We start from the raw sequence: 20599 nt of genomic DNA, 5'->3' as shown, positions 1-20599 counted from the left end.
TATGTAAAAGAGAGTGAATAAATGAAACCAACTATTAAAAATTACGTATTTTTACATGTAGCTTTTTTGATATATTCTATCATTGTGGTTTACATGAAATGGGCAGCTAAGTTTCCCATTGCTTCCATCTCATTTTTTATTGCTTATTTCGGACTAGTTGTACTTTTATTCGGATATGCAATTTTATGGCAACAAGTAATTAAGCATTTCGAAATATCGAAAGCATATTCACATCGCGGAATTATTATACTGTGGTCAATGCTTTGGTCAGTAGTTCTATTTGGAGATACGATACAGTGGAATCATTTACTTGGTGCGGCTATTATTATCGTCGGAATTGTGGTGGTGACAAAAGATGAATAGTTATATGTTGTTATTGATCTTTGGAATCGTATTGGCCAATTACTCACAAATTTTATTAAAAAAGGCTACTTTACAGCAATATGATTCTAAATTAAAAGAATATGTAAATCCATATGTAATCATCGGTTACTCTTTATTTGTACTTAACGCAGGATTCAATATTATCGCCTTAAAGGGACTGACAATAAATCAAGTCTCTGCATTAGAATCATTAAGTTATATCATCATATTAATTTTCGGTTGGTATTTTTTAGGTGAAAAAGTAACAAAAAGAAAAGTAATTGGGAATACTATCATTTTAATGGGTGTTGTGGTGTATTTTATTAAGTAATCACTTATACAAAAAGCTCCGTTTATCACAAACGGAGCTTTTTACTATTGACCTAAATTTTGCACTTTATCTTTCAAATCTCGAACTTGATCTACCGTCTGCATAAGCTCAGAGTTTTTAAATTGCTCTACATCCACTTTCCCTTCTTCTATCTTTGTCATCGCCGTATCAATTAACGTATTTAACTTTTCATTATATCCGACGATTTGTTGATGAAGATCCTTTGCTACATCAGGTGGCGTTAATTCATTGAATGCGGGTATATCTTGTTTAATTTCACTAAGCTTCGTTTCTAATTCTTTTCGAGCCTCGCTATCATTAACGGCCTTTTCTGCTAATGCTGGCGCATCATTTGCAAATGCACTTATTTCATTTACATAATCTGTCGCCTTTTGAGCATAATCTATGGAGTTCTTTCCTTCCTCCACTATTGAACATCCCATTAAACCAATTGAAACTATAAATACTAATAAAATTGATTTTATTTTCATTTTAGACCCCCTTCGTCTTTATCATTGTCTGTAATTTTCTCTATACATAACTTCTAGCTAAATTGTTTATAACCTTTTTCAAATAGCTATTTATCCTCTTACATGCCCTATTATCGTTACAACATCTATTTCTATATGTACGCTTATAATATCTTCAATTATATCCATATACCCTTGTCCTATAGCTGTTCCATAGTGTAATGTAAGCCCCTTCTTTTCATACACTGACTTTGGCACTGAAAAAATAAATCTCCTCAAGTTTCTTTCATCAGCTGGTTCCATAATTAAAACAATCCCATCCTCATCAAACATATACGCTCGCCCTCCAACTTTACATTCACTATGGCTCAGTATTGCCTTGGTCAGCAAAATTTAAAACATAATAAGTTAAGATACACTCTGCTCTATCATAAAGTGAAACTTTAATTAGCCCCCACCAGTCGAATCTTTATCGGCAAATAGCGGGATAAAAATAAAAAGCATTCATTCTTTTTTGTTAAGAATGAATGCTTTTTAAAAAATCAATTTCTAACTCTAGCATCTTTTTTTGACGAGGTTTTACTTTTCTTACGGGAACTCCAGCGTAAATATACCAATCATCTAAACTCTCTTTTACCATACTCATCGCACCGACTGCCGTACCTTCTCCTACCGTTACATTTGGAAAAATAATAGAATTAGCACCAATAATCACATGTTTTTTTAAAATAACTTTTTCTGCTTTCACATTCCTATATTGATTCGGGACGGTTGGACCCATTAATGTATTTCCACTGAAATCATCAAGTACTGCATATATGATTGTTTTAGCTGAGATGTTTGCAAAATCATGCATTTCAATCCCAACTTCCCCTCCATATAACGCTGTATACGCTGATATGTGCGAATAACTTCCAATTGTGATTTTACCACTTAAAATGCAAAAATCATCAATTCTTACATGATTGCCAACTGATATAGCACTCGGATTATATATACTTGCTTTTTTACTAACCAATACATTTTTCCCAACAGATAAAAATCCAACTTTCTTTAGTTCTTCTTGACTATAAAAACTATTCATCTACCGACACCACCTTCTGCTCTAAACAAATTACAATTTGCTCTACTAGTTCTTTCGTCATTCCTTCCCATAAAGGTAAACTTACGATTCGTTTTGCTATTTTATTCGTCTTTGTTAAATCTGTAGACTTATAGTTTTTAAAAAGAACTTGTTGGTGGCAAGATGGTGAAAAGTATAATCTAGCTTCTATTTTCTGTTTTTTCAGTTCTTCTATTACTTGTATGTTGCGAACTTCTTCTGGACAAATGATAGGCATAAATTGGTGAATAACTGCTTCTGTCTTTTGGACTTTCCACCCTTTTTTCATTAACCCAGTATTTTGTAACAACTGTTTATACCATTCAGAAATACGGCTGCGTTCTTTTAATTTTTGATCCCACTTTTTTATAGTCGCAATCCCAATAGCGGCTGCGTATTCAGACATTTTACAATTAAACCCCATCATCGTACATTCACGATTTTTATCAAATCCGAAATTCCCCATTCTTTTAATATGTTGTATATCTTCTTCGTTTTTACTATATATGAGCCCTCCTTCACCAATTCCGAAAGGCTTTGTTGCATGAAAGCTATATACGATCATTCCACTAAAATCTTGACCGTAATGCATCCCTCCATTCATTAAACCAAATCCCGGCGCCGCATCTACGACAACCGGAATCCCCTTCTTCTCTAATTCTTCATATTTTTCTAAGTTCATCCATGATCCAAAAGTGGCGTACGGGATAACAATCGCAACCTCTTCTTTTAATTCTTCTATTTTATCCAAAAGTACGGTTTTATCCATATACCAATCATCTATTGAAATATCAATAAAGTAAGGTTCCAGTCCACACCAAATAGCGGCTAAGGCAGTCGCAGGGAATGTAAAACTAGGCATGAGAGCATACTTTCCCTTTCTTCTTTTCTTTAGTTGAATAGCCGCCATTAACCCTAACGTTGCGTTTGCTACTGTTGTAACAGCTCCCCTGTTTTGAAAAAATGACGACATAATTGTTTCCTCAAAACGTTGATTTATAGGTCCATAATTCGTATATATGTGAGATGTATCAATTTCCTTCAATTCGTCCAAATACTCACTTACAGGTACAGTTGAAGCACGTAAAAAAGGAATATTCTCCATATCTATCTATTCCTTCCTATCATTTTCGGACAATATAGAGCATATCTGTTTCAGATAATCCAAATTTCCTAGCACTTTTCATTCCTTGTTTTTCCGCTATGTTATATAATTCTACCTTAAATCCTGCATTCATTAATCGTTGAATAAATCCCGATTGATTGTAAATTCTCACATGATCTTCTTGACCAAAAGCTAATTTCCTCAATTGTGGTGTTACAATTAATTCATTCTCTATAATAAAATCTACATTCATTACGATCGGTACTTGAATAATTCCCCATCCATTTGGCTTTAACACTCTATATAACTCTCGCATTGCTTTGTCATCATCAGGAACGTGTTCTAACACATGGCTACATAATATTACATCAAAAGTATTACTATCATATGTAATCCTTGTAACATCAATTTCCTTCATTAATGGATCCTTTGGTTCTAAGTCACCACATACATACGTAATATTTTTATACTCGTTAAACCAATCTCTTAACTTCGCTTCAGGTGCAATATGAAGCATTGTATAGTTTCTATTTAACAAGTCCGTTTCCGTTTCAATGTACGCACGATACAATCTTTCACGATCCATCGAATTGCAAACTGGACATATCCCTGTATCTTTATTCCACATCTCAAATTTATATTTCGGAAAATCATAATGCGCTGGCCAAGGTGAAAATTTTTCAAATTGTTGATTGCAATATTGACAATAACAAGATTCTTTCTCAAACATATGAGCAACTAACTTGTTTAACCCTTTTTTTATCTTTTCATTATAAATTTGATCTAGTTCGCCATTTCTTACTGCATCCTTAACTATAAATCCCGCATTTTCTAAACAATAAGATAAACTCTCTTTATACTCACTTTCGGAGCTTAAAAATCCACTATTATATGCATCTATAATTAATTCAATCCACTCTTCAATTGTTATTAAAATAAAATGCATTTGTTTTTGATTTTGTCCACTATGTTGTCTAAAATAACTAAGAGGTTCTTGCATATAAACTACTTTTCCTTTCCTCATCATATCTAGCCAAGTTGCAATGTCATTAATAGCAGAATAAGCCTTTCCTTTAAAATATCCAAACTTCCCGTCAAACAAATCCCGATTAAACAAAACAGTTGTCGGCTCACCAACTACATTTTTTAAGTTTTTTAACATATAATTTCCTAATTCTTTTCCTTCAAAAAGTGTAGTTTCTTTCGCGATTTTCATATTTAATGTTGAAGGTGGTAATATCTCTCCATTCTCATCAATCAGTTCACGATATGACGTCACAAATGAAATATTTTCTAACGTCAAAAAGTATTTCATCATTCTCTCGATCTTTTCATGATGAAATAAATCATCATCTAATAAAAAGTTTATATAGTCCCCATTCGCAAGTTCTACACACTTATTAAAGTTTTCGGCAACTAACGGCGTTTCATTTTTAACATATGTAATACACTCATATTCACGTAAGTACGGTTGAATCATAGCATTGACTTCATTATTTGTACTATCGTCAGAAATAATAATTTCAATATTTTCATATGTTTGATTCAAAGCGCTGTTGAGTGCTAATTCCAAGTAATAAGGTCTATTGTATGCAGGAATAAGTATACTTACTTTCGGTAATGAAGAATTATTATTTATATGTTGTTTTTTCTTTTCTATGTTTATTTTCTTCGCTCTAATTTTTTGGTAATAGTCTAATGTATATAATATCGATGATGGAACTATCCTTCTTGCATAATCTAGAAAATTAGTTATTGCTTTGTCTAACTCTTTTTCAGTGGATAAGAAACCATATTTTTCGCCTGCTATAATACTGTGTGAAAAATCTTCTAACCCATCCATCATTTTATTAGATTCATTTAACTGTTGATCTGGATGTAATCGAAAGTAACTAAGCGTTTCTGCTATATATACTGCTTTTCCTTTACTTAATAAAGATAACCATGAAGCTATATCTACGTTACATAAATACCGCCTCTTATCAAAAATTCCATATGGTTCTTGTAAATCATTTTTACGAAATAAAACTGTTGTCGGTTCTCCAATATAATTTTTTTGATCCACAATTACCTTATTTCCTAATTCTGTTCCCTCTATAATCGTATCTTCTTCAAATAAACGGACAGTCGAATAAATATGTCGTAGCTCTTTCCCTTTATCATCAATGACTTGACGATGAGATGTTACAAGCTTAATTTCATTATCTAAATCATTGAAAAAATACTTCATCATTTTTTCAATTTTATTCACATGAAATACATCATCATCCATTAAAAAATTTATATATTCACCGTTCGCTTCATTAAATAACATTAGCGCATTTTCAAATTGTCCGAGAGTTGATCTATTTTTTATATAAATAATATTTGAATGATCACATAAGTATTTTTGTAACACTTTTTCTGTTTCATCATTCGTGCTGTCATCTCCAACTATAATTTCTATATTAGGGTACGTTTGTTCTAACACACTACATAACGCCTTTTCAAAGTAAAGAGGACGATTGTACGTAGGAATTAATACACTTACCAACGGAAGTTGCTCTACCACCTCTTCATTTCTTTCAATACGAGTTCTCATTTTAACTCTCTCACCTCTTCGCATATTATTTATATACGCGACACAAAAATCACATTACTTTAACTGTATGGAGCCTATATACTTTTATGCAAACATGAAACAAAATATCATACTTTTCGTTCCTAAATAAACATATTTAATAACGCGGACATTTTATTTGCACCTTTTTTATTCATATGATCACTATCATAAAAATCTTCATCACAAAATAATGGTGAATCAAATAGATCTATAATTTGAAAAGAATATTGAGTTTGAAAATCATTTATAACTTTATAAAAATCTTCTTTTAATTTCTTACTACTACAATTGAAATAATGTGAAGTAACAGGGAACACAACAATTAATGGCTTTATATCATTTTTCAACAGTAATTCTAAATATTTCTTAAAAATCATTTTATTTTCAACTAAAGTATGAGGATACGCCAATTTAGCATGTGAAGCTGCTCTTATTTTCCCGTGTTCTTCAAAAGGAATATGAAGAGAAGTAGTATTCCATTCAGCATTTATCCAAGGCAGTATCAATGATTCATCTTTTAGTTCGTCTAATAAAATATATTCAAAATGCAAATTAAAAATAGAAAGAAGTGGTTTCGGAGTATTTAGATGTGAGAATCCATCAGTGGGTAGAGGAGAGTGAACTACAGTATGATGACCATCTTGAAACAATGGATAATATACTTTGTGAATTCTATATGATTCAGATGATAACGACATATCAAAGTAAAACGAGAAATAGGCTATTCCTATTAAACAATATTGAAATGAATGATTGTTTGATAAAAGTTGTGACGCTATTAAATAATCATAGTATAGATCTTGCGATGGAAGTGTTAATTTTATTGACTTTTTTGAGAGAAGCTCCGTACTTATGCCACAATGTGGATAAGACAAACCGGTAGCAAACAATTCATACGTCGGATCACTCTTTGCTTTTTTCATAGAAATGTATAAAGACATAAGATCCGGATTTATTTGATAGATAGAAATTAATTTATCCTTCCATTCATACATGTATTTTGTTAAATTAATAATTTTTGAACTTTGCACGCCCCTATTTATCAATTCATTTGTAAGTTTTTCTGCGTCCCCTCTCCAAATGACTATATATTGAAAAGAACTTTCTATACGAACAACATCTGAAACGTCTACAACATGAACTATTGTTTTACATTTATTTTTGTCTAACGTATTTCGAATCCTATCCCCTGATAATTCATCACTTAAAACAATGATTTTATATTGCTCCTTCATGCACATCCCCTCCATTATATGTATAATATGAAATTCATTTTTAATTCGTAACAATCATATACACCTGCAATCTAACAAAAAAATAGCTCCACCATTAGGCGTAGCTATTTTTACAATTATTGCTTATTCAAATTATATTCCTTTATCTAACTCATAAAGTTTACGATACTTTTCATTTTCTTTCAGAAGTTGTTTATGACTACCTTGCATGACAATTTGGCCACGATCAAGGAATATAACTTCGTCTACATGTTCTATTCCTACAAGATGGTGCGTAATCCAAATAACCGTCTTTTCTTCCGTTGCAGAAAACATTGTTTCGATTAAAGACAATTCTGTTTTTGGATCTAAACCGATAGTCGGTTCATCAAGTACAATAATTGGTGTTTCTTGCATAAGAGTTCTAGCAAAAGCAACCCTTTGTCTTTCCCCACCAGAAAACCGCTTTCCCATTTCATGCATTTTTGTTTGTAATCCGTCCGGAAGAGAAGTAACATGTGAAGCTAATTGTGCTTTCTCTAAAGCTTTCCATATCTCTTCATCCGTCGCCTCTGGTTTGCCAATTCGTACATTATTTCCAATTGTCGTATCAAACAAATGCGGCTTTTGATTTAATACAGAAATATATTTAGATAAAAGATTCGTATGAGCTCTTTCACCATTCAAGACAACTTGGCCATTTACTGGGCTTAACGCCCCTGTTAACAATTTTAGTAAAGTAGATTTCCCTGTCCCACTTCTCCCTAAAATAGCAATTTTCTTCCCTGCTTTTATTTGTAATGATACATCTTTTAATACAATCTCATTACTATCTGGATAACTATACGATACGTGATTCAGTTCAATATCTACATGTTTTGGTTCAATATAATCTTTCTCTCCATGCAAATCCGCTTCATCATGTAAAACACTATTACTTTCTACGCCATTAAGACGATGGGTAGATTCTACATACGACGGTATTCGATCGATGGCATCTACAATAGGAATAAGCGCGTTCGTTACAGATAAAGTCATTAATACGAAAGCTGCGATAACTGTAGGAGCAATTTGTTCACTTGCCGCTTCATTCCCAGTCCATATGATCATCGAAATAACTACAATACCTACTACTAATTGAATGATACTGTCCCGAATATGATACCAGCGTTTCACTCTCTTTTCGATTTTTAACAACTGATCATTTTGTTTTACATACTCATTAATAAATTCATCTTTACGACCACTTGCCTGCCAATCAGATAATCCAAAAACAGCATCTGTCAGTTGTTGATACAAACGGTTTCTTCCTTGCTTTAAAGTAACATGATGTTTCTTCATCAAAAGTAATGATACAAACGGAAGAAGAAAAACGATAATAGCTAACATACAACCTACAATAAGTGCAAAAACAAAATCAAATGCACCGATAACAAGTACGAAGATACTATAAACAACTAACGCTAATATGCTAGGAAATATTGTACGTAAATATAGGTTTTGCAAATGCTCTATATCTTCGGATAACACTCCTAACATATCACCCGTTTGAAATCGAGAACGGAAAAATAACGCCTGTGGTTCTACTATTCTATATAGCCTCGTTCTCATTTTTTCTAATATACGTAGTACGACATCATGCCCGACTAGGCGCTCTATATAATGAAATACAGCTTGCCCTATACTAAACGCTCTTGTTGCAACAATAGGAACATATACAGCCATTACATTTTCTGGTCTAAGGGCAGATTTTGAGATCAAATAACCTGAAATAAAAAGTAACATCGCTCCTGAACTAACTCCAAGAAGACCAAGGAAAATAGTTAAAGTCATTCTACCTTTATTTTGTTTTATATAAGGTTTAACCCAGTTACTCATTTCTCTCCCCTCTCTTCCCTATGAAAATGTAATGTCTCATTCTCTAAAAGTTCTTCATACGTCCCACTTTCTTTCATTTCCCCTTTATTTAAAATAAGGATATGGTCCATTTGTTTCATCCAATGTAGACGGTGAGTTGCTAAAAATACTAACTTTCCATTAAATAAACGTAACATCGCTTGCTTTATTTCAAATTCGGTTTCAATATCAAGATGTGCCGTAGGCTCATCTAATAAAATGATTGGTTTTTTACTTAAAAGCGCACGCGCCATAGCAACACGCTGTTCTTGTCCGCCACTTAGCATACGTCCACCTTCTCCAATTCTTTCGTGTATCCCATTTGGAAGAGATGTAACGAGTGAACGAAGGCCGACTTCATTAATAACTCTTTCAACTTCTTCATCTGTTGCATTTGTTTCATAAAAACGAATGTTATCCTTTAATGAAAGCGGAAAAATATAAGGTTGCTGCGGAATATAAGCAATATTTTTTTGCCAATCTTCACGAGTAGATCCATCAACTTCTAGACCATTTACTAACATCTTTCCACTCGAAGGAGATAAAAAACCTGCTAATACGTCGATTAACGTCGATTTCCCTGCACCACTTTCACCAATAACACCAATAGCACCGTTACCTTCCCAAGTAAAATTAATTCCTTCTAATATAGCCTTTTCAGATTCAGTATTATTAACTTTGATATCTTGTAATTTCAACCTACTAGAGGCATTCCATACTATATCTTCATTTAAATCTTTCTTTTGTATTCCTTTTTGTTGTTGCAAAATCTCTTCTATTTGCTCCATCGCAATTTGTCCATCTAATGTCGCATGATAATTTGCTCCCACTTGTTTAATCGGCAGAAAATATTCCGGAGCTAAAATCAAAATTGTAAGGGCTGGTAATAGTATAATCGTTCCATCTATTAAACGTATCCCTAATCCAACTGCCACAAACGCAATTGATAAACTCGTAAAGAAATCTAATGCAAAAGAAGAAAGAAAAGCAACTCGCAAAGTACGCATCGTTGCTTTTCTATATCTTTTACTTACTTTTTCAATCTTTCCTTCGTGCTGTTCACTTTTCCCTAAATACTTTAATGTTTCTAAACCTTTTAACGTATCTACAAAATGATTCGAAAGTACACGATATATCTCATACTAACTATCTGCCATTTTTTGCGCTGCTAATCCGAGAAGAATCATAAATATGATCACGATAGGAATCGTTACAACTAAAATGATTCCAGACTCAATATCTAGCGTAAAAACATATAGTACAATTAGACCTGGAACGATACTACTTCTAATCATTTTAGGAATCGTTAATTCAATATATGTTTTAAATTTCTCAATCCCCTCAATTGATAAGGTAACCAGATGACCAGTTCCAACAGTTTGAACATACCTTGGACCTAATGTGAAATATGCCTCTATCAATTGTTTTCTTAGTAACGACCCTGTTTTTTCAGCAAAACGTTCCACTAATATTTGTGATGTTCGAACTACTATGTTACGCGCTGCAAACGCGATACCAAAATAAACAACTTCACTTAATATTGTTTGTACTGTCTCTCCATGAAATAAAAACGTAATAGCTCGTGCTAAAAAGATTGTTTGCGCAATAATACTAAAAGCTTCTAAAATACTAATAATCGTTAACGCTACATATAAAATACGGCTACCGGGATAAGACGGAAGTCCTCTTTTTCTTTTCATTAGTACTCCAAATCGTTGTCTGACTTAACAGGTTGTCTAAATACATAATAACTCCATATTTGACTTCCGATAACGAAAGGCAAAATAGCAATCGCAAAGTAAGTCATAAGTTTTAATGCATAAGCTCCTGATGCTGCGTTGTAAATTGTCAAATCATTCATTGCTCCTAAAGAGCTAATCATAACACGTGGGAACATACCGATAAATACACTCGCACTTAGTAAAATGATTGTTAAACTCGTCATAAAGAAAGCCCAACCATCTCTTCTTCTTTTATTTAATAAAGTGGACACTAATAGTGCTACAAAAGCTCCGATTGGTACCATAATCCATTCTGTTCCATGAGCAGTGAAAATGTCGGTTTTCCATAACCCCACACCAGCAAAAACAAGAAGTGTAATTAATGAAAATGGTGCAATTTTTATTGCAGCAATTCGTGCACGTTCTCTCAATTTACCAGTTGTACGTATCGTAAGAAATTGTAATCCGTGAACAATACATAGTAGGAGAAACATTACTCCTCCAAGTAACGCAAATGGATGAAGTAATTGCAAGAATCCACCTACAACATTTTTACTCTCATCAATAGGTACACCTACCATAAAGTTTGCAATCGCAACTCCCCAAAGGATAGGAGGTAACATACTTCCAATAAACATCCCCCAATCCCATGCACTCTTCCATTTATGATTATCTATTTTTGCACGAAATTTAAAGGAAACACCTCTTAAAATTAAAGCAAGAAGCATAAATACAAATGGAATATAAAAACCACTAAATAAAGTTGCATACCAGTGCGGAAATGCCGCAAACATGGCTCCACCAGCACAAACAAGCCATACTTCATTCGCGTGCCAGAACGGTCCTATTGTATTTAAGTAAACTCGTTTTTCAAAATCATTCTTTCCTAAAAACCTCGAAACCATTCCTACACCAAAATCGAAACCTTCCAGTACGAAGAATCCAACAAACAAGATTGCAATAACTAAAAACCACAACTCATTAAGAGATAACATACTCTTCCTCCTTATCAAATGGATCATGGCTTTGATAATCCTTTTTCGTTTTCTTATTCGTGTGGCCCTTAATGGTACGAACAAATAAGTACACACAAATTCCACCCATAATTAAATACATTGATGTGAATGAAATAAGTGAGAATAATACTTCACCGAATGTTACATTTGGTGATACAGCATCTTCTGTTTTCATTACCCCAAATACTACCCAAGGTTGACGACCCATTTCAGTCATAATCCACCCTACTGTATTACCGATGAATGGAAGAGAAATTGCATACACCATTAATTTTAAATACCACGTTTTTTCAGCTAAACGATCTTTTCTTGATAAGAACCATCCGTAAGCTCCTAGAAGAAGCATGAATGTTCCACTCATTACCATCGCTCTAAAACTCCAAAACATTGTATGCACTGGAGGAATATAATCTCCAGGTCCATATTTTTCCTCATATTGTTTTTGAATTTGATTCATCCCTTCAACTTGACCGCTAAACTTATCATACGATAATAGACTTAGCATATAAGGGATTTGAATTTCAAACGAATTTTCTTTCTTCTCTGTATCAATTTTCGAAAATACTGTAAATGGTGCTGGATCCTCACTTGTATTCCATAGCGCTTCAGCTGCCGCCATCTTCATTGGATGTGTCTTAATTAATTGTTGCGCTTGTGCATGACCAAAGAACAATACAAGCGCCGTTGTAATTGTTCCAACAATGATAGAAATTCGGAAAGATTTTTTAAATACTACAGTTTCTTGTCCTTTTGTAATTTTCCATGCACTTACACCAGCAATAAAGAATGCACCTGTTGCAATTGCCGCTGTAATTGTATGCGGGAATTGTACCCATAGTTGTGGGTTTTGAATAATGGCTAAGAAATCATTCATTTGCGCACGACCATCAGCTGCCATTTCATACCCGACAGGTGACTGCATAAATGCACTTGCAGTTAAAATCCAGAATGCTGATAACATCGTTCCAATTGAAAGGAGCCAAATACACATTAAGTGAATTCGCTTCGGTAATTTGTCCTCACCGAATACCCATAAACCTAGGAATGTAGACTCAATGAAAAATGCCAGTAATCCTTCAATTGCAAGCGAGGGACCAAATACATCACCTACAAAACGTGAATACGTTGACCAGTTCATACCAAACTGAAATTCTTGTAAAATACCTGTTACTACACCTACTGCAAAGTTAATAAGGAATAATTGCGTCCAAAACTTTGCCATCTTCTTATATACCTCTTGCCCTTTTACCACATACAACGTTTGCATGATCGCAATAATAAAAGCTAAACCAATTGACAGCGGAACAAAAAAGTAATGGAAAATCGTTGTTGATGCGAACTGTATTCGTGCCAATTCGAGCGTTTCCATACTAAAATCACTTCCTTCATAGTTTTTATAATAAAAGTTAATTGAGCAATCTTATCAAACTCAATTATTAAGAAATACGAAAAGACAAAAACATTTTGTATGTATTGTCGAAAAATATGAAGTTTCAGTTTTTCAAACTATTGTAATGCTATTTTTTACCTTTTCACTATTTCTGTAGTGTTTTATTCGTTAATCGAATTGTATAATATACCTGCATAGTAAATTCAGGTTATTTTTGACGTATTATTGACATCATTTTGTCTGAAATATGTCTTTTGTCATTTTTTTGAATCAGATTTTTCTCATTAGCAAAATGTGTTTTTTCAATATACTTCTTACTTTTATATCTATAAAACAATCGTTTTTTCTTCATACGCTTGACTTTCACTCGGAAAAATGTCCTCGAAAGCACCCACGATAAATGCTTATTTTTTGTCAAGAGAAAAATGTATTTTCAAAATTCAAACTCGAAATAATGTTATTCAAAAATAGAAAATAACTTCCCTCTTCCTCGACTAAAAGTTCATTTTTTTGTCATTTTTCCAGAACAAATAAAAAAACTGAGAGTCGATTAAACTCTCAGTTTTTTTATTTATTTTGCTGTATGTTTTCTAACGGCTGGTAAAATTTCAGTAGCAATGAATTCAATATTTTTCTCAATTTTATCAAATGGTACACCGCCAAAATCAATTTGTGCCATAAAGCGTTGTTGGCCAAACAATTCATATTGGTAAAGCATTTTCTCAATGATTTGTTGTGGGCTACCAACCATTAAAGCATCACGGTAATCTATTGCATTTGTAAATTGCTGTTTCGGATACCCATCACCGCGCAGTGTAAGCATACCAGCATTAATGTGAGGGTAATATTCACTAAGTGCATCTTGTGAATTTTTTGCCGTATAAAATAAACTCGTTGTCGCAACTGGTAAACTAGCTGGATCAAATCCGCTTTGCTGAGCAGCCTCGCGGTAAGCATCTACTGACACTTTAAAGTTAATTGCTGGACCACCAAGTGTTGTTATCATCATTGGCACACCTGCACGTCCTGCTTTAATTGCACTAGCTGGTGGACCTCCAACTGCACGCCAAATTGGTAAGTTATTATTTTTCGCTCTTGGAATCACCGATGCATGCTCAAGTGGTGCTCTGAACTGCCCATTCCATGTTACATGTTCCTCTTTATTAATTTTTAATAAAAGATCCATCTTCTCTTCAAATAACTCTTCATAATCATTCACATCATAACCAAGTAAACTATATCCTCCAATACGAGATCCACGACCAGCTACGATTTCAGCACGACCATTAGAAATCAAGTCAATGGTAGCGAAATCCTCATATACTCGAACTGGGTCAGATGTACTTAATATCGTTGCGGAACTTGCAATTTTTATATTTTTCGTAGCTTGCGCGACCGCACCTAAAATAACTGTATGAGCTTGCGTTGTAAAATGCGTTTGATGACTTTCGCCTACAGCAAACACATCAAGCCCTGCCTCATCTGCTAACTTAGCTGTTTCAATTAGTTCGTGAATTCTTTTTTCTGGCGTAATTTTCTCCCCATTATGTGGATTTAAAACATGATCGCCAATTGAATATAACCCAAACTCAATTCCTTTTCTTGTATCTATACGGTATTTTTCCATAGTTACTCTCCCCTTTAATAATGTAGTATTAGTTTTTCTTCTAAAAACGTTGGTAAGTCAAGTATATCTCCGTATTACCTACCTCATCACTTGATTAGTCAATTGATAAGGTAAAAAAAATTACTCTTGCGGTAATTCTTTTTTTTCGCTATGCTTATGAACTTTCGTCATCAGCTCGTATAATATTTTCTGCTCTTCTTCATTTAATACATCATCAAAAAACGAAGATTGAAATGCAAGTTGCTCTGGCAATGCTCTCTCTAAAGCAGCTTCTCCTTGCTCTGTAAGACTAATTGTTTTCGTTTTCCAATCTTGTTTTCGTACAATATATCCTTCTTTTTCAAGACGAGTTAACATTCGAGAAATGCCACCTTGTGTAACAGTTACCTTTTCAGCTAACTCCATTTGTGTGAGTGGTTGATACGTACGTATTTGCAAAAGCACATCAAATTGAGCTGTCGTTAAATCAAAACGTTTTAAAAACTCATTTGACATTTGATTACTTTGGTTCGTAAATCGTATTAAACGTAACCATATTAATGATCCTATCGTATTATCACGCATGTTTCATCACTTCCTAGCGTTCATCTTACTATCACTTTACCACTCAAGTGATAGTAATGCAAGAGAAAATCACATTTTTTATATAACTCAACTTACTTTTACTTAACTAAAGGCATCACTCGTGTAGTATTAGGTCTACTTGCCATTCTCTACATCTTCATAAAAAAAGGATTAAGCTCCAACGCCAATCCTTATCATGCATTTATTTTTTGTTTTCAAAACAGTATGTTTGAAATTCACACCATCTAATCTATTATTTTCTTTTATCGTAACGTAAATTCATTTGAGCATACCGTCTTCATGTAAAACCTGTATAAGTTTGCATAAAAAACCTTGTTTACACCAATTGGGCTTTTACAGGATATATCATTTAAGTTCTACCTTTACTTCCTCTTTAGACATAACATCAGGTCTATAAATTAATTCAAGATTAGAATCACCTTTTTTCGCTTCAAACGTTATGGCTCCTGTTATCTTACCGTTTGGATCTACATCTTTAATTTTAAAAACGTTTTTATTACTAGTTGAAAATGTATGGTCCACGATACTTCCATCTCCTCTTTCAAGGTAAAAATCTAATGGATTAATTCTAACTTTTTGATTACCAATATTCTCTACTGTAACATGAACAATAACAAACTCATTACCTTTTTCCAGCTTATCATATTCTGCCACTTGTGCTATTTGTACTTTATGGACTGTTAATTTTTGATTTCTAATTTGAGTAGTTTTTTCAACATTATATTCTCTTGTATCTTCATTCTTCGTATTTTCTTTTTTGGCACTACTTTGCTCTTCCTTCGTATTATTTGATACAGTTTTAGCTACTTCTTTCTTCTCATCACATGCCGATAAACTGAAAGCTAACGTCCCTGCTAAAGTGACTGTCGCGATTTTTTTAAACATAAATTCCCTTCCCCCAATGTAAAAATGATAAAAATTCCCAAAAACTATATATTATACTAACAGATAAATGAACAGCATATTGTCGTTATGTGTCGAATGTAATAAAGCTATGTATAAGTATGAAGTCTTACTTTGCTTCATCTCTCAACTGTTCGACATATGATAAAATTTTAACAATAAGACATCCACCTTACTTACGAACTCTTTATTCCCATAACTATGTGTATCATAAATTTTTGAATAAGAAAAAATTAAAATAAAATGATAAAATTAAACAAATCACTAATATAAAGGTGGGCAGAACATGCATATTTCTAAACAATTTATACAACCATTCCCTGAATATGAAGACATATTTTATGATGATTTGGAACAACATAAAAAGCACTTTTTACCCATTTGTTCTATAAACTTACAATGTATTGAACCGGAATTAGACGAATGGGTACATATTGTGTCAGCAAAAGAAATCCATGATGGTTGTGTGGGTGATTTCACCAAACCATTTCACACAAATTTTACGAAAGCAGATACATTAGGATTCGATGTCATTAATGGAAAATATAAATTTGAAGCGGATTGGAATTATTTCGAAATCGAACAAAATAATTCTGACATAATAGAACAAGCCTATGAGCGTAATAAAAGAGATTATCAAATCCGTAAAGAGTATTTTCAACGTAATCAAAAAATTTATCCTTATTCTAGCTTAGGAAAAGAAATAACATCTGTAGAAGTATTAGAACAAGAGTTTGCTGAAAAACAAACAAATGGCTGGGGATTAAATTATCCTGTGGTAAATGGTATCCTAGATGATATTCGTTTTATGACAGAAGAAGGTGAAGAATTATTAGAAGACTGCGATAACGAAGACGAAATTTTTGACTTTACGAATCTTCTATATGTACCAAAAGATGAATATGGACATCCCTTTACATATGTTGGATTTGTTACAGGATATTATTTTCAAGCTTATGGTGCCGATCGTATTTACTTATTCTTTAATAAAGAATTAAGAAAAGCAGTAATTTGTTTTGAATATACATAAGATAATTAAGAAAAGTCCATTTTGAACATTATTACTTGAATCAAAATGGATTTTTTATAAATAATTTATTTCTATTTCAATTCCGCATCTACTGTGAAATGTGTAAAACCTCATATAATGTAATATCCTCTATCTCTTCAATTTCAGGCTTTACTTCATAAAATCCAAACTGACTATATCCCCACTTATCTGGGTTATACACTATTACATTCCCTTTACAATTTTCTGTATTCTGGACATTCTTATTAAAAAAGTTAAATTGAGTTTCAATCAATGAATTCTTTTGAGAAATACTCCCCACGTATTCAACAACATACTTACATTTCTTAAAATCATCACTTAGATTAACAACTAATGGAACACCTATATGTATTTGTTGCCATCCAAAAGATTGTAAAATATTATCGTAGTACCCTTCAAATATAAATTTATTCATCCCTTCATGACCATCCCAAATATATAAAGGTGCATAGCAGTTATAAAAATTCCCGTCTTTCTCCGTTTCCGTAATTAAATAAGCTTTAAAATTTAGTGCTTGGAAACCATCAGTTTTATAACCATTATCCTTTACCCTTTTCTTAATAATTTCCATGTCATAATCCTTTGGCAAAATGACCTTATATTGCATTCCAATCATGTTTATCACTCGCTTTCAATCTTATATACATTATGATAAATCGATAAGTAGCTAACGTAAAATAGGTATAAATTATGTTTGGTATCATTTATAATGATAGTGCATAAGGGGCTGAGATATATGGAAATAAATGATCTTATTATATTCAAAACTGTAGCCAGTGAGGGTTCTATTAGTAAAGCTGCTAAAGAGTTAGGTTATGTTCAACCGAACGTAACTGAAAGAATCAAAAAATTAGAACAAGAATTAGAAACGCCCTTACTACATAGAGATAACAAAGGCGTTTCCTTATTACCTTCTGGTGACATTTTATTAGATTACACGAATCAAATATTAACTCTATTAGAAGAAGCGAAAGATAAAATTAAAACAAGTGGGTCTTCTTATATAATCGCGACGTCACAATCGATTTTGACTAATTATTTAAGTAAGCGTATTAAAGAAAATTTCATGAATTATCAAATATATGTAGAAAATAGTAGTCATTTGCCAAAATTACTGCAGCAACAAAAAGTTGATATGGTCATCACTTATGAGGATGATTCTGGTGCAGGTTTTAAAAAAGTATTTACTACTTCAATTTCTATAGGCTTACTAAAAGATCAAGAAAAATGTATCATTGACTATTCAAAGGAACTCTTCTTCGTTAGTAATGACAAAAAGTGCCCTTTTAGAAATAAGACGATACAATTTCTAAAAGAAAATAATTTATCTCAGCGTCAACTTCAACAATTAGATTCCTATTCGCTTATGGAAGAGTTTATTCAGGACGGAAAAGGGATAGCCTTTTTGCCGATTAAAAATGATAAATTGGTACCAATTGAAGATGTTCCAGTTGAGAAATTAGCTGTTCATTTTTTTACAAATCAAAACTCTTTCAAACAAATCCCTGATGAACTATTTGGTTAATAAAAAATCCCTCCTTTATGAATCTAAAAGAGGGATTTTCATATTCTATACAATTGATTTTTCACACATTTTGCTCCACTTCTGCACTTTTCTCCTTCTTATTCCGTTTCATATTCTTCAGTCCCTTAACCGTGCCAACTAATCCTTTCGGGAAAACTAGCAATACGATAATGTACAATAAACCAAGAATAATCGTCCATCGTTCAAAGATCGGATACTCTGTAGCTAGTTCTGATAAATAATATTTTAGAGATTCAATAATTCCAGCTCCTGCAATTGCTCCAATTAACGTTCCAACCCCACCAATCATCGTCATCAATAATGCATTTAATGTCATTTCAATTGAAAATACAGTCGTATTAACAAAACGCAATGTGATAACAAATAAACCACCGCTAATCGCAGCTACTACTCCTGCAACAATGCTAGCAATAATTTTATAATGAAGCACTTTATATCCTAGTGCTTCAACACGTTGCTCATTTTGGGAAATTGCCTTTAATACTTTTCCAATAGAAGATTTGGTGAAAAGACGTAACAGAACAAAAATGATAAGTAAACATATAAGTGTTACATAATAAAACGTAAAACGATCACGGAATACGTCTGGTACCCCAAATGTAAAACCATCTCCTCCGTGAGTAAGCCCACGCCATTTTTCAGCAAGTACGAAAAATAACTGTGAAATAGCAAGTGTTAACATTGCATAAAAATGACTTTTCAATCGTAAAGAAAGCAAACCAATTATATAACTAACGATTGCTGAAACGATAATTGCAGCTACTATTCCAATTAAAAAGTTCGTTATTGATACGCCTTGTCGATCAAATAAAAGCGCTACCCCATATGCTCCTATCCCAAAGAACATACAATGACCGAACGATACAATTCCTGTATACCCAAGCAATACATCAAAACTCATTGCAAAAATAGCAAAGATGAAGATTTGAGTGAACAAAATTAACAGGCTCCGTGAATCATTTACGAACGGAAATACACTTAAACAAATGAGCATACATACTCCGAAGTATACTTTAATTCGGTCCGATGTGTTGTTCACCATTTCACCCCTTTTCACCAACAAGTCCAGTTGGCTTCACTATTAAGAAAAATAGTAACATTAACATATTAATTGCAAGTGATAAATCTGGTATAAAATACGCTGTAAAAGCACCAGCTAATCCGACAATTAAAGAAGCAATAGCTGAACCTTGAACGCTTCCTAATCCACCGATAATTACTACTATAAAAGCTAAAATTGCATACTGCATGCCCATCTCGGCGAAAATAACGCCCGAATACGGTGCTAATAAGAACCCTCCCAAAGCTGCCATCCCTGCCCCTAATAAAAAGACGAAAGAAAATATCGCTTTTACATTAATACCAAGCGCTTGAACCATTTCTTTATCCATTACACCTGCACGGATCATAAGACCTATCTTCGTCTTTTTGAGTAATAGTAGTAGTGCAATGTAAATAATTATCCCAATTAAAATAACGAATAGACGATATTTAATTAATATAATACCTCCGAATGTAAAACTTCCTTGTAACCATAACGGTAATTTTGCACTAATAGGGTTTGGCCCCCATGCCCATCAACTTAAGAGTGAGCACAACCTGAGCTTTCGACTCATCGGATCAAAACATTCCTAAAATAAAAGCATACTCTTAAAAATAAGCATCTCAAATAAACCC

Annotated in this window: 18 protein-coding genes and 2 pseudogenes; 4 read left to right on the top strand and 16 right to left on the bottom strand. The window is 33.0% G+C overall.

The features are described from left to right. The first annotated feature begins 21 nt into the window (after positions 1-21). Positions 22-363 (top strand): EamA family transporter, encoded by a 342-nt coding sequence (locus MR168_RS17990; protein ID WP_000805132.1) that lies wholly within the window; start codon positions 22-24, stop codon positions 361-363. Beyond that, positions 356-694: an EamA family transporter gene (locus MR168_RS17985; RefSeq protein ID WP_001089876.1), complete on the top strand. Its 339-nt coding sequence runs from the start codon at positions 356-358 to the stop codon at positions 692-694. The genes MR168_RS17990 and MR168_RS17985 overlap by 8 nt, the downstream gene beginning before the upstream one ends. 44 nt (positions 695-738) lie before the next feature. On the opposite strand, the gene MR168_RS17980 is transcribed toward MR168_RS17985, so the two are convergent. From MR168_RS17980 to MR168_RS17920, 13 genes and pseudogenes are all read right to left on the bottom strand, one after another. Beyond that, complete coding sequence (locus MR168_RS17980; protein ID WP_000695203.1) at positions 739-1185, bottom strand: DUF6376 family protein; 447 nt, start codon at positions 1183-1185, stop codon at positions 739-741. Positions 1186-1275: 90 nt separating this feature from the next. Next, complete coding sequence (locus tag MR168_RS17975) at positions 1276-1497, bottom strand: hypothetical protein (RefSeq protein ID WP_000459099.1); 222 nt, start codon at positions 1495-1497, stop codon at positions 1276-1278. A 184-nt stretch (positions 1498-1681) separates the two neighbouring features. After that, on the bottom strand, positions 1682-2248 hold the full coding sequence (locus MR168_RS17970; RefSeq protein WP_001084190.1) for an acyltransferase: 567 nt from the start codon (positions 2246-2248) through the stop codon (positions 1682-1684). Continuing rightward, positions 2241-3371, bottom strand: a complete 1131-nt coding sequence (locus tag MR168_RS17965; RefSeq protein WP_000427966.1) for a DegT/DnrJ/EryC1/StrS aminotransferase family protein — start codon at positions 3369-3371, stop codon at positions 2241-2243. Before MR168_RS17965 ends, MR168_RS17970 begins: the two co-directional genes overlap by 8 nt. Before the next feature lie 19 nt (positions 3372-3390). Beyond that, positions 3391-5952: a glycosyltransferase gene (locus tag MR168_RS17960; protein WP_086411454.1), complete on the bottom strand. Its 2562-nt coding sequence runs from the start codon at positions 5950-5952 to the stop codon at positions 3391-3393. Positions 5953-6074: 122 nt separating this feature from the next. After that, positions 6075-7208, bottom strand: a complete 1134-nt coding sequence (locus MR168_RS17955) for a hypothetical protein (RefSeq protein WP_000664254.1) — start codon at positions 7206-7208, stop codon at positions 6075-6077. A 132-nt stretch (positions 7209-7340) separates the two neighbouring features. Beyond that, on the bottom strand, positions 7341-9065 hold the full coding sequence (cydC, locus tag MR168_RS17950) for a thiol reductant ABC exporter subunit CydC (protein ID WP_086411455.1): 1725 nt from the start codon (positions 9063-9065) through the stop codon (positions 7341-7343). Beyond that, positions 9062-10783, bottom strand: a pseudogene (cydD, locus tag MR168_RS17945) (thiol reductant ABC exporter subunit CydD). Before cydD ends, cydC begins: the two are co-directional and overlap by 4 nt. Beyond that, positions 10783-11799 carry a cytochrome d ubiquinol oxidase subunit II gene (cydB, locus tag MR168_RS17940; RefSeq protein WP_000950083.1) on the bottom strand — a complete coding sequence of 339 codons (1017 nt, stop codon included), beginning with the start codon at positions 11797-11799 and terminating at the stop codon, positions 10783-10785. Before cydB ends, cydD begins: the two are co-directional and overlap by 1 nt. Beyond that, positions 11786-13189: a cytochrome ubiquinol oxidase subunit I gene (gene cydA / locus MR168_RS17935; protein ID WP_000448870.1), complete on the bottom strand. Its 1404-nt coding sequence runs from the start codon at positions 13187-13189 to the stop codon at positions 11786-11788. Before cydA ends, cydB begins: the two co-directional genes overlap by 14 nt. A gap of 592 nt (positions 13190-13781) precedes the next feature. Further along, a complete protein-coding gene (locus MR168_RS17930) occupies positions 13782-14837 on the bottom strand; it encodes an LLM class flavin-dependent oxidoreductase (RefSeq protein ID WP_086411456.1) in 1056 nt (351 codons plus the stop codon). Between the two features lie 120 nt (positions 14838-14957). Next, on the bottom strand, positions 14958-15401 hold the full coding sequence (locus tag MR168_RS17925; protein WP_001205523.1) for a MarR family winged helix-turn-helix transcriptional regulator: 444 nt from the start codon (positions 15399-15401) through the stop codon (positions 14958-14960). 366 nt (positions 15402-15767) lie between these two features. Continuing rightward, positions 15768-16307 (bottom strand): DUF4352 domain-containing protein, encoded by a 540-nt coding sequence (locus tag MR168_RS17920; RefSeq protein ID WP_000473159.1) that lies wholly within the window; start codon positions 16305-16307, stop codon positions 15768-15770. Between the two features lie 304 nt (positions 16308-16611). Here MR168_RS17920 and MR168_RS17915 point away from each other — a divergent pair, with 304 nt between their 5' ends. Further along, positions 16612-17355 carry a hypothetical protein gene (locus MR168_RS17915; RefSeq protein WP_044307241.1) on the top strand — a complete coding sequence of 248 codons (744 nt, stop codon included), beginning with the start codon at positions 16612-16614 and terminating at the stop codon, positions 17353-17355. A gap of 88 nt (positions 17356-17443) precedes the next feature. Here MR168_RS17915 and MR168_RS17910 read toward each other — a convergent pair whose 3' ends face one another. Continuing rightward, positions 17444-17992, bottom strand: coding sequence for a DUF4865 family protein (locus MR168_RS17910; protein ID WP_016122327.1), 549 nt, complete (start codon positions 17990-17992; stop codon positions 17444-17446). Between the two features lie 120 nt (positions 17993-18112). Here MR168_RS17910 and MR168_RS17905 point away from each other — a divergent pair, with 120 nt between their 5' ends. Continuing rightward, positions 18113-18901, top strand: a complete 789-nt coding sequence (locus MR168_RS17905) for a LysR family transcriptional regulator (protein ID WP_000405005.1) — start codon at positions 18113-18115, stop codon at positions 18899-18901. 61 nt (positions 18902-18962) lie between these two features. Here the strand turns inward: MR168_RS17905 and MR168_RS17900 are convergent, their stop codons facing one another. Together MR168_RS17900 and MR168_RS17895 are read right to left on the bottom strand one after the other, a co-directional pair. Continuing rightward, positions 18963-19916 carry a branched-chain amino acid ABC transporter permease gene (locus tag MR168_RS17900; RefSeq protein WP_002040965.1) on the bottom strand — a complete coding sequence of 318 codons (954 nt, stop codon included), beginning with the start codon at positions 19914-19916 and terminating at the stop codon, positions 18963-18965. A 49-nt stretch (positions 19917-19965) separates the two neighbouring features. After that, positions 19966-20493, bottom strand: a pseudogene (locus MR168_RS17895) (branched-chain amino acid ABC transporter permease); the annotation flags it as partial. Positions 20494-20599: the final 106 nt, after the last annotated feature.

Source organism: Bacillus cereus group sp. BfR-BA-01356, from assembly GCF_022663635.1.
Taxonomy (GTDB): Bacteria; Bacillota; Bacilli; order Bacillales; family Bacillaceae_G; genus Bacillus_A; species Bacillus_A cereus.
This window is presented reverse-complemented; position numbering and strand designations above follow the sequence as displayed.